Origin of the sequence: Streptomyces durhamensis (assembly GCF_000725475.1) — a bacterium.
GTDB lineage: Bacteria > Actinomycetota > Actinomycetes > Streptomycetales > Streptomycetaceae > Streptomyces > Streptomyces filipinensis.
The window spans coordinates 71,019-88,550 of record NZ_JNXR01000001.1 but is presented as its reverse complement, the minus strand read 5'-3'; the positions used below and the strand labels follow the sequence as shown (position 1 = coordinate 88,550).

At 65.9% G+C, this 17,532-nt stretch carries 16 protein-coding genes and 1 pseudogene; 4 read left to right on the top strand and 13 right to left on the bottom strand.

The genetic code is table 11. The annotated features are described in order from the left end of the window. The 3 genes from IO33_RS0100375 to IO33_RS46790 form a co-directional block, all read right to left on the bottom strand. Positions 1-1,197, bottom strand: coding sequence for a PP2C family protein-serine/threonine phosphatase (locus IO33_RS0100375; protein WP_031158681.1), 1,197 nt, complete (start codon positions 1,195-1,197; stop codon positions 1-3). A gap of 136 nt (positions 1,198-1,333) precedes the next feature. Beyond that, on the bottom strand, positions 1,334-1,786 hold the full coding sequence (locus IO33_RS0100370; RefSeq protein ID WP_031158678.1) for a DUF5994 family protein: 453 nt from the start codon (positions 1,784-1,786) through the stop codon (positions 1,334-1,336). Positions 1,787-2,062: 276 nt separating this feature from the next. After that, positions 2,063-3,052, bottom strand: a complete 990-nt coding sequence (locus IO33_RS46790; RefSeq protein ID WP_078963226.1) for an STAS domain-containing protein — start codon at positions 3,050-3,052, stop codon at positions 2,063-2,065. 237 nt (positions 3,053-3,289) lie between these two features. Here IO33_RS46790 and IO33_RS46785 point away from each other — a divergent pair. Together IO33_RS46785 and IO33_RS0100350 are read left to right on the top strand one after the other, a co-directional pair. After that, a pseudogene (locus IO33_RS46785) lies at positions 3,290-3,508 on the top strand (site-specific integrase); the annotation flags it as partial. A gap of 945 nt (positions 3,509-4,453) precedes the next feature. Beyond that, positions 4,454-6,073: a recombinase family protein gene (locus tag IO33_RS0100350; RefSeq protein ID WP_051926338.1), complete on the top strand. Its 1,620-nt coding sequence runs from the start codon at positions 4,454-4,456 to the stop codon at positions 6,071-6,073. Positions 6,074-6,290: 217 nt separating this feature from the next. Here IO33_RS0100350 and IO33_RS0100340 read toward each other — a convergent pair whose 3' ends face one another. The 4 genes from IO33_RS0100340 to IO33_RS0100325 form a co-directional block, all read right to left on the bottom strand. After that, a complete protein-coding gene (locus IO33_RS0100340) occupies positions 6,291-7,649 on the bottom strand; it encodes a replication initiator (protein ID WP_078963225.1) in 1,359 nt (452 codons plus the stop codon). Between the two features lie 295 nt (positions 7,650-7,944). Continuing rightward, positions 7,945-8,142 carry a hypothetical protein gene (locus IO33_RS0100335; RefSeq protein ID WP_031158667.1) on the bottom strand — a complete coding sequence of 66 codons (198 nt, stop codon included), beginning with the start codon at positions 8,140-8,142 and terminating at the stop codon, positions 7,945-7,947. Next, positions 8,139-9,440 (bottom strand): FtsK/SpoIIIE domain-containing protein, encoded by a 1,302-nt coding sequence (locus IO33_RS0100330; protein WP_031158664.1) that lies wholly within the window; start codon positions 9,438-9,440, stop codon positions 8,139-8,141. Before IO33_RS0100330 ends, IO33_RS0100335 begins: the two co-directional genes overlap by 4 nt. Continuing rightward, on the bottom strand, positions 9,440-9,784 hold the full coding sequence (locus tag IO33_RS0100325; RefSeq protein WP_031158662.1) for an SCO3933 family regulatory protein: 345 nt from the start codon (positions 9,782-9,784) through the stop codon (positions 9,440-9,442). Before IO33_RS0100325 ends, IO33_RS0100330 begins: the two co-directional genes overlap by 1 nt. Positions 9,785-9,947: 163 nt before the next feature. Between IO33_RS0100325 and IO33_RS0100320 the strand changes: the two genes are divergently transcribed. Continuing rightward, entirely contained in the window at positions 9,948-10,727 is a 780-nt protein-coding gene (locus IO33_RS0100320; RefSeq protein WP_031158659.1) for a GntR family transcriptional regulator, read from the top strand. Positions 10,728-11,095: 368 nt separating this feature from the next. Here the strand turns inward: IO33_RS0100320 and IO33_RS0100315 are convergent, their stop codons facing one another. Both IO33_RS0100315 and IO33_RS0100310 read right to left on the bottom strand, forming a co-directional pair. Further along, a complete protein-coding gene (locus tag IO33_RS0100315) occupies positions 11,096-11,392 on the bottom strand; it encodes a hypothetical protein (RefSeq protein ID WP_031158657.1) in 297 nt (98 codons plus the stop codon). A 323-nt stretch (positions 11,393-11,715) separates the two neighbouring features. Next, positions 11,716-12,237: an ATP-binding protein gene (locus IO33_RS0100310; RefSeq protein WP_280921728.1), complete on the bottom strand. Its 522-nt coding sequence runs from the start codon at positions 12,235-12,237 to the stop codon at positions 11,716-11,718. Between the two features lie 248 nt (positions 12,238-12,485). Here IO33_RS0100310 and IO33_RS0100305 point away from each other — a divergent pair, with 248 nt between their 5' ends. Beyond that, a complete protein-coding gene (locus IO33_RS0100305) occupies positions 12,486-13,862 on the top strand; it encodes an NsdA family TPR-like regulatory protein (protein WP_031158653.1) in 1,377 nt (458 codons plus the stop codon). Positions 13,863-13,865: 3 nt separating this feature from the next. Here IO33_RS0100305 and IO33_RS0100300 read toward each other — a convergent pair whose 3' ends face one another. The 4 genes from IO33_RS0100300 to IO33_RS53965 all read right to left on the bottom strand — a co-directional run bounded on the left by IO33_RS0100300 (position 13,866) and on the right by IO33_RS53965 (position 16,980). Beyond that, entirely contained in the window at positions 13,866-14,780 is a 915-nt protein-coding gene (locus IO33_RS0100300; RefSeq protein WP_031158651.1) for an aminoglycoside phosphotransferase family protein, read from the bottom strand. Between the two features lie 386 nt (positions 14,781-15,166). Beyond that, complete coding sequence (locus IO33_RS53975) at positions 15,167-15,457, bottom strand: 4Fe-4S binding protein (RefSeq protein WP_078963242.1); 291 nt, start codon at positions 15,455-15,457, stop codon at positions 15,167-15,169. A gap of 5 nt (positions 15,458-15,462) precedes the next feature. Beyond that, positions 15,463-15,696 carry a PqqD family protein gene (locus IO33_RS53970; RefSeq protein ID WP_425347947.1) on the bottom strand — a complete coding sequence of 78 codons (234 nt, stop codon included), beginning with the start codon at positions 15,694-15,696 and terminating at the stop codon, positions 15,463-15,465. Between the two features lie 54 nt (positions 15,697-15,750). Beyond that, positions 15,751-16,980, bottom strand: a complete 1,230-nt coding sequence (locus IO33_RS53965; RefSeq protein ID WP_425347944.1) for a radical SAM protein — start codon at positions 16,978-16,980, stop codon at positions 15,751-15,753. Between the last annotated feature and the right edge of the window lie 552 nt (positions 16,981-17,532).

Genomic DNA, 17,532 nt, shown 5'->3' with positions numbered 1-17,532 from the left:
TCAGCCGCGCCACTCCACCATGAGCAGCGTCGCGTCATCCGTGGTGTGTCCGCCCCGAGCCCGCTTGAGCGTGTGGGACAGGGAGCGCGTCACCGCCCGGACCCCGCGGCCGGTTCGCTCCAGATGGTTCACGCAGTCGATCAGCTGGTCCTCCCCGAACTCCTCCCCGCCGGTCTTGTGCTCCTCGACCAGTCCGTCGGTGAAGCAGAGGACGCGGTCCCCGCGCTCCAGCCCCAGCTCGCTGATCCGTGGCTCCGAACCACCCAGGCCGACAGGGAGTGTCGTCGGGGCGACCAGGCGCTGCGCGACGCGGTGGCCACGGACGAGGATCGGCGGTGGGTGTCCGGCATTGACCCACTGCACCCGTCCCGTCGTCGTGTCCAGCTGCATCATCTGCGCGGTGACGAAGTGCTCGGGACCGAACTGCCCCGCAACGGCGCGGTCCATGAAGTCGTAGATCTCCGACAGCCCGATACCGAGGCGGCGGGCGTGGCGGTAGGCGCCGATGGCCACGGTGGCCATCGTGGCTGCGTCCAGTCCGTGTCCCATCGCGTCGATCATCACCACGTGGAGGACGTCGCCGTTTAGGGCGTAGTCGAAGCTGTCGCCGGCCACGTCGTAGGCAGGTTCCAGGATCCCGGCCACGGCGACCCGAGGCATGATCATCGCCAGCGGCGGCAGCAGGGACCACTGGATCTCCGCGGCAACGCTCATCGCCTCACCGCGTCGGACACGGAAGAACAGGTCGGAATAGCCGTGCTTGGTCACCAATAGGTCGGCCACCAGGCCGGAGATCCTGAGCAGCAGGCGACGGTCGTCGTCATCGACGCTGTCCAGCGTCACTGCCATGACCCCCACCTGATCGCCGCCGTCCAGCAACGGCAGATGGACCCGGACGCCGTCCTCCTCGGGCAGCTCGACGGGGACCGCGTCGAGAAAGCAGCGGCCCGCCTCGGAGGCGTCGATCGCCTGCGGCTCCCCGTCCGTGAGGCCCTCGCCGGGCAGGGGTATGAGCAGCAGCTGGCCGTAGTCCTGCAGCAGCACCTGCGGACGGCGGCCCCCCAAGCGCTCCACCACGTTGGCGACCAGCGGCCCGATCAGGTGGGGCGGTAGCTCGTGCGCGCGATCGAGAACCGCGCCCAGCAGCGCTTCCCCGAAGCTCTCGGAGCGGTCCGCACGCCGTCCGTGCATCACCATCTCCCCCGCCATGATCCGCACGTAGCGGTTGCGGCGGGGTGGGACGACGAAGAGATCGCTCGTGCCATCGCTCCACCGAGGGATGTCGGCGACCGGAGCGGCCGGCCGGTCACATGGGCCCGACGGCGTCGAGCCCTCACCTGAGTCCGGGGCCTCCTTCCGACTCCCATGTGGCTTCTCCGTCGAGGCCGTTCTCGGCGAGTGCCAGGATGCGCGGCGCCGACAGCGGGTTCTCGGGGTCGGCGGCGGCGGTCAGCAGCCAGCTGGCCGCTCCGGCCGGCTCGTCGGGCGGGATCACCAGCAGCTCCCAGCGCCCCACCGTGCCGCAGTCCAGAGTGATGGCATGCGCCTCGGCGGCGAGATCCGTCCGGACCACCTCGATCACATAACCCGGCGCCGTCACCGTCTGCGGGGCATCGGGCCAGGACGCGGTGTCCACGGTGACGCGGATGACGCTGCCGACACCCGGGTCCAATGAGCCGACCAGCGCGGGCAACTCCAGTTCCAGCGTCTCGCAGCGCGGCCACCACGCTCCGTCCAGCGGGCCGTGGCTGACGTCCGGTGTGAGGCTCAGCCGGGGCAAAGGCATCCGGTAGGTCTGTGCGTCACCTGGTGACGTACCTTCGGCGGGCCTTGTGATGGCATCCATCATGCGCTTCCGTCCCGGGCGGCTTGCGGCAGCCCGCATCTCTCACGCGCCGGGAACGGCGCCGCTGTGAGCGTGCGCCTGAAAAGCTCTCGGTAAAGTCAGCGTACTCCCGGCAATGGAGGGCGGTGCGAGGTGCCGAGCCAGGCGGCTGTACCGGCCGGGACGGCGCAGCCGCTGTCGCCTGACACGACGGATGTCCGCGGGAGACGCTCGACATCACCGGCCTGCTGGGGACGGCCCTTCCAGAGGAAGGATCAGCAGACAGGGGGCGACCGGACCGGGCAGCCCGACGATCTCTCCCATGTTCTGCCAGTCCCAGGACTCGAAGGCGACTTGTCCGGCCTGGTCGGCCGGATGGAGCAGCGCGACTCCCAGAGCGGCGCGCCGGTCGGCGAGCAGACGCTGTTGCAGCCGGCGGGCGATGTCGCGGCGCTGAGCGTGCGGATGGGCCACGACCTGAGTGAGTACAACGAATCGTGCGCAGGCGGTGAGCCGTTGGATACTCTCCTGCAGCGTTCGGTCGAACCCTCTGCGGCCGGGGCCGTCAGGGCCCAACGGAAATCCGAAGGCGCAACCGACCAGCACCGTCGTCTCGGCGACCAACAGTGCGAAGCCGGGACGGTGGGCACTGACCGCCAGGCGGCGCACGAAGTCTCCGCGGTCGTGGAACGCCTCGCCGGGGGTGCCCGCGACGGACGCCATGGCCAGGTCCGCGATGTCCTCCCTCATCCCCTCGGTCTGCCAACGGGTCAGCCGGCGCAGGCGGATCCCGTCCTTGGGGACCGGCCCACGAGCGGGGTGCGCAAACGTCCGCCTCTCCTCGACCGACGGCCCCGAGGAGGCCGTTTCCAGGGGGTCAGGGGGCAGGGCGGGTGGCACGGGATCCGTGGGGCCGGCGAGGAGCAGGGGGGTGGATCCGGTCACTGAGAGGAGCCGGGTGATCTGTGTGCACGGGTGGTGCAGCTGCAGGGAGGCGTGCACCCGGCCGGCGCGCCGTGACGCCGACAGCAAGACGTCCAGGCCCCTGGCATCGCAGGAGCCGACCGTGGTCAGGTCGATGTCGATGACAGTGACGCCGTCGCGCAGACACTGCTCCAGTGCGGCCCGCAGCAGCGGCGCGGTGGCCGGTCCGATCTCACCGGCGAGCGTGACGAGTGCCCCCTCCCCTCGGTTCCGCCGGTGGATGTCCAGCCGGGAAAGGACCATCACGCCTCCCCCCGGCAGGGGCGCAGGCCGGTACGGGTACGCGGTACGCGCGCAGCCATGACGAGCTTGCGTAGAGTCGCTTCGACCGCGGTGGACATGATGCCGACCCGTCTCCGCGCCGACCGCTGGGGCGGCCCGGGATTCGTCTCTCGCCAAGGACGACCCGGCGCGGCGGCCGGAATACGCGATGCCCTCGGTACCTCCACCGTACGTCGCGGGCAGCCCGAATTGGCGACGAGGGCTGTCAAGCCCTGGACACTGGACGAGACGCTCGACTTCCTCGCCGTCGTCAGGAAGGACCTGCTCTACGCGGCCTTCGTGCTGGCCATCGCCATGGGGCTACGCGGGCGAGAGATCGTCGGTCTCCTCTGGTCGGCCCTCGACCTCGACAACCGCGTCCTGTACGCGCGTCAGCAGACGCAGCGCCGCCGTGGCGTCCTGTACGACGACGACCCGCCCTGGATCGTGACCACGGCGGCCATGGGGACCATGGGGACCGTGACCGCGACCACCGCCGCGACCGGGACCACAGTGATCACGGTTACTGATTTTCGCAACTACCAGTGAGTTGGACCGGAGCCCAAGGGAGCCAGGCTGCCCGCCACTGCCCGCGCGAGGTGTTCCAGGCGGGCTCTGACAACCGCTCCTTCGCTCCAGCAGGTACACGAGCGGTCGGCGTAGCGACTTTGGCCGGGAGCTGCTTTGGCGTGAGTGATCATGGCCCCTTACGCTGGCCTGCGGATCGGGCAGGCTTGTGGACCTGCCCGTTAGTGCCCGATGTGGGGCCATGATCTTGGAGGCTCGCGCCAAAGTGGCTGGCTAAAGTCGTGGAGCCGACCGCCCCAGCCACGACGGGTTCTGACCTCATGCACTGTGTGCCCGCCCGGAGGAGCGAAGCGACGACGGGTGCTTGATGATGTACAGAAAGTCGTAACTCAACACCGTGAGGCAGTCCACAGCCGCAAAGCCCATGGGCTCACATGCCGCCGAACGCCAACGAGCCCCCTTCCCAGTCAGGAAAGGGGGCTCGCGGAGTCATACAGGCACGCACAGGCAATTCGGGCCTCAGACCCACTCCACCTCGGAGACGATGTGCGATGAACTTCCAGGGCCCGGCAGTGGCGTCCGGGAGAACGCCGACCGTGCCGACGGGCGAGGAGGCGAAGCGACGACCGCCGACACCGCAGCGGTAACCTCGTCCTCGCTCATCCCCGCCAGCGCCTCCATCACCCGATCGATTGCCTCCCCCACGTCAGTGCGTGTGACCACTCGCAGCCGGCGTCGGACCCGCGTTCTTGACCGTCAGAGGCAGCAGCTTCCTGCCCGTCGGGCCGATCTGGATGTGGGTGTCCATCTGCGGGCAGACACCAACTCCGTTAAATCTGCGCTACGTTGGCTGGCATGGGGAGACGAACCAGAACACAAACCGCAGCGGAGCAGAAGCAGTACGCCGTTGAGGCCGAGTGGACGCCGGCGGACCTGGCCCTCTTAGAGGAGCTCAAGAAGGCAGAGGCCCGGTTACCAGACGACGCCCCGCGGGCCCTGCTGTCTGTCCGCTTGTCAGTCCTCACCGAGGACACGACGTCGCCAGTCCGGCAAGAACTCGATCTGCGCATGCTGGCCAGGGAACGCGGCTACCGCGTCGTCGGCGTCGCCAGCGACCTGAACGTGTCTGCGACCAAGGTCCCGCCGTGGAAGCGCAAGGAGCTCGGCGACTGGCTCAACAACCGGGCGCCGGAGTTTGACGTACTGCTCTTCTGGAAGCTGGACCGCTTCGTACGACGCCTCACCGACCTCAGCACCATGATCGATTGGTGCCTGAAGTACGGGAAGAATCTGGTCTCCAAGAACGACTCGATCGACCTGACCACCACGGCAGGGAAGATCATGGTCACGATCATCGGCGGTATCGCCGAGATTGAGGCAGCCAACACGAGCACGCGCGTGGCGAGCCTCTGGGACTACACCAAGACCCAGAGTGACTGGCTCGTAGGCAAACCCACGTACGGTTATGAGACGGCACAGAACGAGAATGGGAAGGCCGTCCTTGTCATCGACCAGGAGGCGTACAGGGCACTTCATTGGTGCCGCAACGCCGCCGTGAGAGCGAAGCCCGCATCCGTCCGGCGCATGGTCAAGGTTCTCGTACGTGCCGGCCTCTGCGGGCCGGGCCTGACCACGTCGACTCTGATCCGTCGGCTCAGGAATCCGGCTCTCATGGGATACCGGGTAGAAGAGGACAAGAACGGAGGAGTACGCCGCTCGAAGATCGTGCTGGGCAGCGATGCGAAGCCCATTCGCGTAGCGGACCCGATCTTCACCGAGGATGAGTTCAACAGTCTTCAGAGGGCATTGGATCAACGCCGGCGGGACCAGCCTCCGCGCAAGCCCGATGGGGCCACGAAGTTCCTCCGAGTCCTCATCTGCGATGACTGCGGCACCAACATGAGGGTGCACAAGACCGGCTACAACGGCAGGTCGTACGCCTACCTGCGGTGCTACGAATGCAAGAGCGGCGGACAGGGCGCACCTCACCCGGAGGACATCTACAGGAAGCTCGTGGACGACGTCCTGAAGGTTCTCGGAGACGAGCCGGTGATGACACGCGAGTACCGGCAGGGAGCCGAGGCCCGTAAGGAACAGCAGCGTCTCGAACAGTCCATCAGCTACTACATGACTGGCCTTGAGCCAGGAGGACGATTCACGAAGACACGGTTCACCAAGGAGCAGGCTGAGAAGACGCTGGACGACCTCATCAAGCAGTTGGAGGCCATCGACCCTGAGACCACTCAGAACCGATGGGTAGCCGTGCACAACGGCAAGTCGTTCCGGGAACGGTGGGAGGAAGGCGGCATGGAAGCCATGGCTGCCGACCTCCTCCGGGTAGGCGTTAAGTGCAAGATCAAGCGGTCCAAGGTGAAGGGGGTACGCGCACCGCACATCCATATGAAGCTCATGATCCCCAAGGACGTACGAGACCGCCTGATACTCAAAGAAGACGACTTCGCTGAAGTCTTCTGACTGAGCCCAGGCAGATGAGCGCAGCCGCCTCCCCAATGCATACCGGGAGGCGGCTTCTCGTTTCACGAGAACCACGACGCGGGGTCGAACGGCTCTTCTGCGCCGTCTTCGTCAACGATCACGATCTCGCTCTCGATCAGAGTCACGGGTCTGCCGTCGTCGGTCCTAGCCAGCGGCGAGCACCGAGGCGGACGATGTTCACGTTCGGTCGGAGCAGCTATCGGCACCACTCCCCCTCATGCCGCCCCTCCAGGCCGAGCCGTCGAGACTCGGCAAGGTCTTCGGCGATGCCGGCGGCGATGAGTGCAGCGCCGGGTGTGTGGCCTGAGCCGACGTAGCGCCAGTGCCGTTCAGTGAGCGCGTCGGGTAGGTCGGTGTGACCCTGGTACTGGGCGCGTTCAGCGCGGAGTGCTGCGTACGTGGTGGAGTAGGCGCGGGATTTGGTGAGGATGTGGCCCCGGTAGCCGAGGGTGTGGACCCAGGCGCGTAGGCGGAGAGGCGCGTACTCGGGAAGGCCGCCCAGGCGCCAGCAAGTCCGCATGAGTGCACGGGCGTGTTCGCTCACGGGCGCCGACTCGACGTCGCCCCAGGTCGAGAGCGGGTAGTCAGTGCCGGCGCCTGTGTCGCTCGCGCCCTTGGTGACGTACTTGGCGATGTACGCGGCGACCGCGTCATCGTCAGGGCCGTCACCATCGGTCCGGAGGGGCCGGGCGTCGGTCTGGGCGCCCCAGCGTAGGTTCAACTCGCCCACGGCGAGGCTGTAAGGCGTGCGGACCAGGACCCGCCGGGCGGAGGCGCGTACGACGTCGATGAGGAGTTCGGCTGTGCCCCAGGCCGGGGGTTCGTCTCCGGGGCCGGTCGGGCCGTCGAGGCGGACGACAGCATGCACGTGGACGGCAGCCCGCTTTTGGTACTCGGCGACGCGGGCGAAGGACAGCCGGGCGTGCCGGGCGAAGTGGGACTGCACCAGGCCGACTGACGATGCGAGGCGCCGCCGGACGTCAATGACGAAGCGGTCCCACAGCTTGGAGGCGTGTGCGTGCCACAGGACATGGGCGGTGTAGTCGTAGCAGTCGGGGCAGAGCGGTTGGCCGACACTCGGTGCGTTAGGCGTGTGGACGAGGCCGCAACCAAGGGGACGGCCGTGTTCGCAGGTGCCGCCATCACGACGGGGACGGCACAGCTCCGATGATCGGTGCACGGGGCCGAACGACGGAGCGGTGAGGGTGACAAACAGCCGGGGGCGATGGCGGACGGCATCGGGGACGTTCTTGCCGCCGAGGAGGCCGGCGCGGACGAGGTGGTAGGTATCTCCGGCGTGGAGGCGGGAGCAGGCCGGGCAGATGGTTGCGCGGCGGTTGCGACAGCGGACGAGGAGGCGTTCGCCGGGCTCATTCCGGGTGTCGTAGTGGTAGAGGATCTCGCCGTTTGCGCCGTCCACTGTGGTGGTGGAGCCGGAGAGGTGGACGGGGTGGGAGCAGCCGCCGGTAGTGGTGATCTGCTGCAGCAGGCGAGGGAACTTCGGGTCTTGTGCAAGGCGGATTGCGTCGCGGTCTACTTCGGGGAGCTGACACAGACGCGCCGCGCGGTCGAGGGCGGCGCGCCGGTCAGCCGGAGTGAAGTCCGGGGTGATGGTGGTGACCTTCCGGGGTGGGCCGCCGAGGCGGCAGGGGCATGGACGGCTGGTGGTGCCGCGTGGGTCATGGGGATCACCTCCGTGTCGGGGGCGGGTTGGTGGTCAGCGAATGGTTCCGGTGCCCCGGCAGACGCGGCACCGGCGCGAGCGCCCGGTCCAGGTCCTGCGGGCTCCGTCGCCCTTGCAGTGGGGGCACCTCACGCGAGGCATGGGCATGGCTGTGTGTCCCTTCGGGTCAGTGGTGGGCGAAGCCGCTGATGAGCCAGGTCACGAGACCGTGGATGGTGAAGACCACCGGGGTCTGACCGAGGTAGAGGCCGAAGAGGCCGACACAGACCGCTTCCCAGGCTTTGACATCGCGGGAGCGGACGAGGAGGACGGTGATGATCCCGAAGATCACCGAGAACGTGAACGCGGTACCGTCGCTGATCACTTGTCGTCTCCTTCCAGACCCTCAAGGGAGCGGTTCAGGGCGGGCAGATCGGGGGCCGTCGCGGCGTACTTCCGGGCCGTGGAGACGGCTTCCTCGGTCGGGGTGAGGTGGGAGCGGGCGCGGCTCCAGCCGCCGTCGGGGCCGGTGCAGACGGCCACGCCGCGTTCTTCTGCCGTGATCGACTGGGCGACCGCTACTGCGTCTTTGTTCAGGTCGCCCAGGGTCATTTCGGCTGTGCCGGGGTCGTTGACGCGGTGGCAGATCCGGCCGCCGAGCTGAGCTCGCAGCGCGGTGACGCCGGCGCCGAGGTCGGAGCCGACGCGTTGGCCGGCGACGACCAGGTGCAGGCCGAGCGCGGCCCCGAGCTGCCCGATGCGGAGCAGGAGGGTGGAGCACTGTTCGGCTTCCGCCTTGCTCTCACGGGTGCCGTCCGACAGGTACAGTTCGGCGATCTCGTCCACGATCACCACGACCGGCACCGGCCGGAACTTGTCCGGCAGTTCCCAGATGGAGCGGACCCCGGCCGACCGGCAGGCGCTCATCCTGTCCTGCAGGTCGACCACCAGCGCGGAGAGCACGGCGACCGCTTCGCGTCGGCAGGTGGCCAGCGCGCTGAGCCGGTCGGCGAACAGGCCCAGTTCCATGCCGCCCTTGCAGTCGATGCCGATCAGGGCGACCGGCTGAGGGGCGAGCTGGGTGATCAGCCGGGCCAGCAGCGTGGACTTACCCGAGCGGGTGGCACCGACGATGAGCCAGTGGGGCACGAGCCGCAGGTTCATCACCCAGGCGCCGCCACTCTCTAGGACCCCGATGAGCGCCGACAGCAACTCCGTCGGAGCAGAGGCTAAGCCGGGCCGCTGAAGCGGATCCGTGGCCGTCGCCGTCAGCAGGACGAGCCCGCGTTCGGGCGAGGTGACCCGGACGGCGTGAACCTTCCACGCGTGCACGAACGCGTCAGCAGCCTTCAGGAAGGTCGCCGGGGTCTGTCCGGCATGGAGCCGAACCAGCACCGTCAGGCCCATGCGAGTGGCGCGCGGGAAGGCGATCCGCGGGGCCACCGGCCGCAGCGGGTCACCCTTGACGACTAGGTCACCGAGCAGCCCGCGCGGCGGACGCTTGGACACGGCGAGATCATTGAGCACCGCGACCTTGCGCCAGGTGAACACGACCCGGCAGGCGGTGGCCGGGTAGCCGATCAGGTACCAGTGCCAGACGGGGCGACGCCGGCGGACCAGGTCACCGACGACGAGCACCCACGCCAACACAGCCAAGCCGAGGGCGAGCAGGAGCGGTCCCATCAGGCGTCACCGCCCTTGGCATGCGCCGGACCGGTCACAGGCGTGATCGCGTCGGCACGGAAGCTGACGCCGTGCCGGTCCCCCATCGACCACATGAACGCCGTCAGGCCGGTGACCTTGAGAATCTGCCCTTCCTCTATGCCCTTGGGCTGACCACTCACGGCGATCTCGATGACGGAGATTCGCCGGCCGTCCTGCCGCACAGTGACGGCCACGGTCCAGACCGGGTTGCCGTCCCGGTCCCTCTTCACCTCCTGTGTTTCGTGGTTGCTGATCTTCGCTTCCGGCGCGATGGCGCACCGCAGTACGCCCAGTCGCGTTGTGTCCACGGGAATGGACTGCATTTCGTTGGCCTCCTTGGCCAGTCGGGACGCCAGTGACATCCTGACGTCACTTGTCCTTACGAGCGATGACTATGGAGCTCTGTACGGCGAGTGTGCAACTACTTATGCTGACGAGTGATGTCGCGCGTGCGACGTGCCTATGACTTCACCCGGAGATGACCGAATGTCGGAGATCCAGCGCCCCGGAGCCCTCTACCAGCAGGTAGCCGCCGCGATCCGTGAGGCGATCTTGTCCGGCGAGTTCGCGCCCGACTCCCTGTTGCCGTCCGAGGCCCAGCTCATGGTCCGCTACGGGGTGTCCCGGCCGACCGTCCGCAACGCCATTGCAGCACTGCGGGCTGAAGGGCTCATCGACGTCCGCCACGGCAAGGGCAGCTTTGTCCGCTCCAGCGGTCAGCCCGTCCTCACCGTGGAACGAGGCGTCAGCCGCACCAGCGACGGCAAGTTCGTGATGCCCAGCGGCGACATCTGGCAGGAGGCCGAGGAGCCGAGCACCTACCGCACCCGCACAACGAACGACACTGGTCGGCTCCTCCAACTCGAAGCCGAGGAAGCCCTGTTCGGCTGTGATCGACTGCTCACCGACCCCAGCACCGGGACGCGCGCCATGCATCGCACCTTGATCCCGTTCGAGGTTGCCGAGGCCGTTCCCCTGCTCGGCCAGGAGCCGTGCAAGCCATCGGCCGCCCTCTATTGGGTGCTCACCCAGGCCGGGCACAAGCTCACCTGGGCCGAGACCGTACGAGCACGCATGCCCCTGCCCGACGAGCGCACCACGCTCCAGCTCCCGGACGCCACACCGATCCTGCACGTCTACCGCGTCGCGCACGGCACCGACGACCGCCCGCTGATCCTCGAAGAACTGCGTTTCGGCGCCGACCGGGCCGAACTCGCCTACCGGATCACCGCCGACAAGCAGCCCGCACGACACCCCCGCGCCTGAGCGCAGACAACGATCGGTCGAAACCGCCTTCACTTCCTCAAGGGCGCGCCTGCGGCGCGCCGGGGCGCCCTGCCGCCCCGGCCGGGCGTGCGGCGTGGACGCCGGTCCCGTCCGGTCGGCCGACGCCCCCGCCCGCAGCACGCCAAAGGAGTCGAGGCGTCGACCAACCAACGGTGCCGGGTCTCGGGCGGTACCGGCCCCGACGATCAAGAACACGGAAGCGTGGTTGCTGCCGGTGGATGGCTGAGCGAGACACACGCGTGCCAGCTCGTTCGCCGCACGGCATCGTCGTGGCTGACTGTCTGTGGCTGAGGCATCGAGCAGGGGAGTCGCCGACCTCCCGCAGACTTCACCAGCGAAAGCACCCCTCATGCTGCACCGCCATCGCTGTCCGCGCGTGCCTCCAGGAGCTCAGCGAGCCGGTCCACGACGGCCGGCCAGCCCGTCAGCCGCACCACCCCGCGCCCGTCCTCGTTCGTGGACGCGACAGCCCGCACGGAGGACAGCTCCAAGCCCGCGCCCAGGAGTGCGCGGTTCAGCCGGTCGGCAGCCTCACGCGCCTCACGCCAACGGGAGACGTAGTCCACCCCGGACACCCAGAGACCGGAGTCCGCCCCCGGCAGATCGAGACCGTCGTTCAGCCAGCCCTCACCCGAGCCAGTCACCTTGCCACCTCTGCCCTGATCTAGGTAACGGATCATCAACTTCCTTGCACCAGGGCTAAAACGCAGCACGGCGGCCCCGGTACCATCAGGCACCGGGAACCGCCGTGTTCCCAGCCGGGCCACCCTTCGCTTTCCAGGGCTGACGGGGTGGCCCGGCCTATATGGGGATGTGAAGCGCGGACCCTCGCTCGGGAGGGGAGCCCCCGGGCCGTCCGAGAGACCGCGCCCCTTCGGCCAGAGTGGTCAGGCTCCGGCCAGTGACCGGGCCGCCACCCCGCCCCCGATCGCGAGGGAGCAGAGCAGGGGTGGCGACCCGGCGTCTATCAGGTCGACGACTCGAACCAGTCGGCCCAAACGCGCTCAAGGTCAAACCGGCACCACACTGACTTGCCGACGCCCTTGAGCCCTGGCGACCACCACACCGCATCGGCCAGGCGCTGAACGATCATCAGACCGCGTCCCCGATCCGGTACGAGTGCTTCGACGAAGTCGCCCGCCAGATCCGGCGAGAGAAACTCACCCGCCGGGAGGTCAGGAGGATTCGAGTCCTCGTCGAAGACACCGATCCCCAGCAGCCCCGTCCAGTTGATCAGCCACACGTCGATGCGCCTCTTCGCACCGGGCATCGACAGACGTTCATCCGGTACGGCGTGGTGGACGACGTTGCCGACCAGTTCCGATACGACGAGCTTCGCGTCATCGACCACGTACCCCAGGCTCCAGGTCCTGAGGTAGGAATCGACCATGTCCCGCGCAGCCTTCACGCAGTCCGGGTCCTCTGCGTAGACCGTCAGCGCCCGGAGGCCGCTAGAGGGGTCGTGCCACGAGCGGTGCGGAGCACCCACCGTCGGGGCGTTCGCTGTGTGTTTGCTCTGCCGCGCTTCCACCGCGTTCCCTCCCGTGCACTGGCGAGCCCCTTGGCTCGCCGAACTGTGGTGACCAGTGAACGGCGGGGCAGGCTTGGCCGGAAGCGTTCATCGGGGGGTTCACGTGAACACCGGCAAATGCCAAGGGGGTTCACCAATGAACCCCCAGTGCGACACTGCTGTGACACGATGAACACTCGCCGTAATTCTCGGGTTGGCAGGGGAGCATGAGCCGAGAACCGAACACTCAGTTGATCGCGGTCATGGACGAAGCGAAGGTCTCCAACAAGGGGCTGGCCAAGCGGATGAAGGACGCTGCCGCCCAGCGAGGCATCAGACTCGGAACGACACACATCGCTGTGCAGCGCTGGCGAGACGGTGTCGGCATCAAGCCGGAGACGGCAGCGATCATGGCCGACGTTCTCAGTGCCAAGCTTGGCCGGCGCGTCGCACCGGGCGATCTCGGTTTCTTCGACCACACTCGGCCGACTGCCCACGAGCCGATCGGCTACCCGCGTACGGTCCCCGACGTTCTGGCGGCGCTCGATGGCCTTGCCCAGGAGCACGCTGACACGCCGGCCTCAGACCGACTGATCATTGCGGAAGCCGACCTGAGCTCAGCCGTCCTGTCATGGATGATCGACCGGCCCGACGGCATCCAGGCCGACAGGCCCGCACATCAACGAGTCGGCATGCGCGACGTACGCGCGATCCGGGACGCCGCTTCCATGTTCATGCAGCTCGACTTCAAGTACGGCGGAGGCCACGGCCACAAGGCATTACGCCACTACTTCCGTCACGAGGTCCTCCCCCTGCTGAGCGCCAGCTACAGCGAGAAGGTAGGCACAGCGCTCTACGGAGCCGCCGCCGAGGTCTCCCAGTTACTCGCGTGGACCGCATACGACGTCGGTAGCCACCGGCTTGCCCACCGCTACCTCACGTCCACACTAAGGCTGTCCAAGGTCATCGATGACCGGATGTTCGGGGCGCGCGTCCTGGGCAACCTCAGTCACCAGGCCAACTACTTGGGCGAGCCCACACAAGCCATCCAGCTTGCCCGCGCAGCCATTGAGGGCGCCAAAGGCCGAGCCACCCCACGAGCTATGGCCAACTACTGGGCGATGGAGGCCCGCGCGCTCTCCAACGCCGGCGACCGGGCCGGAGCGGCCGAGGCGATGAACCAAGCGGAACGGCACTTCGTGCGAGCCGACAGCGCCGACGACCCGGCATGGCTGAGCTACTTCGATGACGCGGAACTCTTGGGCGAGCTCTGCCACTGCTTCCGGGACCTGAAGATGTGTCGGGAAGCCGTCGAGCACGCACAGCGCGCCGTCGACAGCACCGATCCGCAGTACGTCCGTACATTGGGCTTCTGCCGCATGGTGCTCGCCCAGAGCCAGCTACTGAACGGCGAACTGGAAGCCGCCGTCAGCACCGCGAGCCTTGCCGTGAACGGCGGCGATACCCTCCAGTCCGCACGCTTCCAGCGCTACGTCACCGACTTCCAGGCCGAGGTCAGCGCACACGCCGCGCACCCGGCCGTCGTCGCCTTCAACGAGCAGGTGAGCGAAGCACTCGCCCGCCTGGACGACGAGGACGAGTAGCAGCTACCAGGGACGCCAATCCCGCGGCGCATCGTCGTTGCGCAAGCCAGCGATGCGCCGGCGGTACTCGGCCGCTGTCTCCTGGTCCTCCTGCACGTTCTGCATGAGCCACGTCGTCATACCGAATTCTTGCAGCCGCCGGAGCGTGTCATATCCGTGCCAGTCGTACAGGTCCCGCCCGTACGCCCGCACAAAGTCCGCGTACTGCTCATCGGTCTGCCACCCAAGGCTGTGATGCTCGACCGCCGTGACCATCAGGTCCCACTCCGGGTGGTCGAAACAGAAGGCCTCGAAGTCGATCAGGATCACCTCGTCCCGATCGTTCACCATGAGGTTCTGCACGTGGGCATCACCGTGCACCGGCCCCCTCGGAGTCTCGAACCTCAACTCCTCGAACTGACCGCGCAGCTCCTGCCATCGCTTGCGGAGGAAGACCCGGTCATCGTCTGGGATCGGCGCCTTACTGATCCGCAGCTCTTGCTTGTCGAAGGGGTCAAACGCAGGCAACTCAAGGCCCGCGGGCACAGGCATGGAGTGCAGGTCCCTTAGGATGCCGCCGAGTTCGCCGTACGTAGCCTTACGGTCGCCCTCCACGATGAGACGCCAGAAGGTCACCGGGTGGCCGTCGATCAGGAAGGGCTGTTCGAGGCCGTCAACGAGTCGAGACGCCGGAAACCCCTCTGCAGCCAGCCACCTGGCAACAGCAACCTCGACACGAGCCTTCGGCAACCACGGTTCGCCCCGAGCCACTCGAACGATCACCGGCGCCGTGGCCAGACGGAACAGCGCGTTCTCTCCCAGCCGGATCAGCTCAGCGCCTCTGTCATCGAGCCCCGCAGCCCGGCACGCGGCACTCATCACCCGCGTAGCCCTGGCTGACGTGAACCTCTCTTCCGATCGAGCAGCGTCAACCGCCATGCCCGTACCAGCTCCCCTAGTCGCGCGCGATCAACCAGTGCGAGCTTCGGGTGACCAACCCAACGCGCACCGGACACACAAGCACGACGGTACCCAGCAGCAGGCGGCCTCAGCGAGGGCGGGAGCTCTCAGCCTGGGCAGCTCTTGGGGGCTCCGAGGCTAGTGGCGCTCCTGACCTGCGACGGAGTGGCCTTGGGGCATTGTCTGCCTCTGCCTTGGTCCCCGGTGTTCCCCGCCCGCGCTCATGTCTTCGTTCCACGCGGACGGCCCCGCCACCCCGTCCGCAGCCAAACGGCGGCATCGTCGCCTGTCGTGGGCCAAGCCGCAGCCAGGGAATGTCTCACCGCTCGGCGAACGCTCCCAGTTTCACAGCTGACCGAGGCCGTTTATTCCACAACGGGCGGGGAACTTTGCCAGATCCAAGTGTTCTGGGCATGACGTCCAGGGTGAAGGGTCTGGAACCGCTGACGCAAAAGTGCCACCGGTTCCTCAGCGACAACAATTGCTTCAGCAGGACACACAACCATGCACTGACTTTCACCGAAGAAGCCATAACATTCTGTGCATCGTTCAGTGTGCACAGTGGGGCGAGGATCTCCCGGCGCGATCGCACTGTTTGGGCACTCCCAAATGCAGGCGCCGCAGGAGATGCAAGCCTTGTTGATCGACACAGACATGATCATCACCTCGTTGCCACTGAATTTCCATCCTCACCCCGATGCAGAAGTCCCGCATCGACGAGGGAGGTGATACATGCCTTACCGTCCGCCAGGAGGCGTCCAGGACTAACCTCTGGGAAAGCATGCTGGAGTGCAGAGTAAATTGCGTCAAAGCCCTGTCCGCACGAACGCCACACGATTGCGCCAGCATGATTCAACTCAAAGAACTCTGCAGTGTCAAGACGACAGAGAACCATTCGACCGTCGACTTCGTCCCAAACCACATGCGGATGATGTTCAATTTTCATCAGCTATCCTTCATGTGAGGCCGTAACTGCAGCAAGTGGGACGAACGCATTCTCCGGAATGCCAGGATCAGAACCGGCCAGACCTGGAGGCGGAACACTCCCATCTCCGCTGGCCCTCCATGCAGCTACCTCAAATTGCCTTCGCAGGAGCGCGCAAAATAGCGGATGCGCGTTATTGTAGTCACGAGTAAAGGAAAAGTGGATTCCACGACATCCGCCGCCGCAGCTATCCCGAATAATGCAAGTCTTGCACGGATGAAGCGACTTAGCTACCTTATCCCTAATTCCGCTTAGCTTGGGATGGCTTGCGTAAATCTCGCGTAGGCGAGCCTGGCGAATATTTTGTGTCCGGAATTCTGGATACTGTAGCAGCTTGCATGGGTAGACCCAGCCCTCAGGATCGACCGACACCTCGGTCAGCCCAGCTCCACAATGGGACCGCAACCGCCCTTTGCTGCTGTAGTCGCCCTCGGCGTGGACTGAGTTATTCCCTTGAGCGGATGCCTTTGTGTGTGCGATATGTAGGCGATCCGGGAGTTCAACGATCTCCTGAGAGGTCAGCTCTTCCCCTCGGGCAGTGGCACCTCGACCCATGGGGAATTGCGGCACTACCCTGTGTTGTCCGATTTTCTTCGACCCGACGAATCTAAAAAGTTCTTCCAAGTCACCTAGGCCAAATCGAGACAATACCGAGTTGACGTCGACGCTAACGCCCGCCTTGAGTAGCAACTCAATGGCGGATACAGCCCGACGCCAAGAGCCCTCTCCACGGTTCCGATCATGGTGATGCGGCTTTCCGTGATCCAGACTAATTGTCACTAGATCAAAAATCTCTGCCACCGAATCCACATTCTTTGGCGTGACATAGTGCCCATTGGTGATCACATTGGTGCGCAGTCCGCGCTCCTTTGAGTGTCGCGCCACAGTGAGCAAATCACGCCGCGAAAATGGCTCACCTCCAGTGAAAATAAATGTCCGAGCTTCAGCCTCCACGACTTGCTCGACGAGATTAAGGGCCTCCTCGGTTGTCAGCTCCTGCGGTCGAGCCAACATCGCCTCCTGATAGCAGTACGTGCACCGAAGATTGCACGCCTGCGTGCAAATCCAATAGACGGCCCCCAACGGTTTGGCAGGAAATCTGAGATCTGGCGCGGCTGGTTCCTTGTCCAGATACAGGAGATGCCTCAACACGCACCACTCAAGAGTGGCTCCGAGGATGCTCGAAGCTCTCATCTCGTCAAGCTCAAATCTACGCTGCAGGTGAGAAAGCAAAAGATTTCGCTCTCGCCCGGATCGTAGCCAACGGAGAACCTCAGAGCATTCATCGTTGAGTCGATGCCAGGTGTTGAGAGTCGGGTTATACCCTAGACATTCTCCTGACCGGTAGATGAGTGACAATCTGGATGGCACTACTACGCGATTCAGCAGATCCATATGCGCCTCTCCTGCCCAATCAGATTAAGGCCCGCCTTGTGAAGGCGTCCCAAACCTCGCTTTTGTCACGCGAGGCAAAGACTCTTCACGTCAAAACATCGTCGTTACTCATGGTCACCCTCTACCGCTGCCGCTGCCGGCGTTGCTCCCACAGTCACAGGCGCAAAGCGGCGCTCGCGGTGCCTCAATGCTTGACTTTTCGACTTTCGGTGGAGTGTATCCCTCTCGTTTGATGTAGACGTTGACAACGAGAGGCAGCTGCTGTCCCGACTCGGATTCGCTGGTAGTCATGCGGAACTCCAATCGTGGATACTGCGTATGTGACTTGGGTAGCTATATCGTCCCTGTTCA

What these genes read in the sequence shown, in the direction of transcription:
- IO33_RS53970 (WP_425347947.1), bottom strand. Translation starts at nt 15,696, where the DNA reads ATGGTTCTCTGTCGTCTTGACACTGCAGAGTTCTTTGAGTTGAATCAT.
- IO33_RS0100325 (WP_031158662.1), bottom strand. Translation starts at nt 9,784, where the DNA reads ATGCAGTCCATTCCCGTGGACACAACGCGACTGGGCGTACTGCGGTGC.
- IO33_RS0100320 (WP_031158659.1), top strand. Translation starts at nt 9,948, where the DNA reads ATGTCGGAGATCCAGCGCCCCGGAGCCCTCTACCAGCAGGTAGCCGCC.
- IO33_RS53965 (WP_425347944.1), bottom strand. Translation starts at nt 16,980, where the DNA reads ATGAGAGCTTCGAGCATCCTCGGAGCCACTCTTGAGTGGTGCGTGTTG.
- IO33_RS0100305 (WP_031158653.1), top strand. Translation starts at nt 12,486, where the DNA reads ATGAGCCGAGAACCGAACACTCAGTTGATCGCGGTCATGGACGAAGCG.
- IO33_RS0100300 (WP_031158651.1), bottom strand. Translation starts at nt 14,780, where the DNA reads ATGGCGGTTGACGCTGCTCGATCGGAAGAGAGGTTCACGTCAGCCAGG.
- IO33_RS0100370 (WP_031158678.1), bottom strand. Translation starts at nt 1,786, where the DNA reads ATGCCTTTGCCCCGGCTGAGCCTCACACCGGACGTCAGCCACGGCCCG.
- IO33_RS0100375 (WP_031158681.1), bottom strand. Translation starts at nt 1,197, where the DNA reads ATGGTGATGCACGGACGGCGTGCGGACCGCTCCGAGAGCTTCGGGGAA.
- IO33_RS0100330 (WP_031158664.1), bottom strand. Translation starts at nt 9,440, where the DNA reads ATGGGACCGCTCCTGCTCGCCCTCGGCTTGGCTGTGTTGGCGTGGGTG.
- IO33_RS46790 (WP_078963226.1), bottom strand. Translation starts at nt 3,052, where the DNA reads ATGGTCCTTTCCCGGCTGGACATCCACCGGCGGAACCGAGGGGAGGGG.
- IO33_RS0100350 (WP_051926338.1), top strand. Translation starts at nt 4,454, where the DNA reads ATGGGGAGACGAACCAGAACACAAACCGCAGCGGAGCAGAAGCAGTAC.
- IO33_RS53975 (WP_078963242.1), bottom strand. Translation starts at nt 15,457, where the DNA reads ATGTCTGTGTCGATCAACAAGGCTTGCATCTCCTGCGGCGCCTGCATT.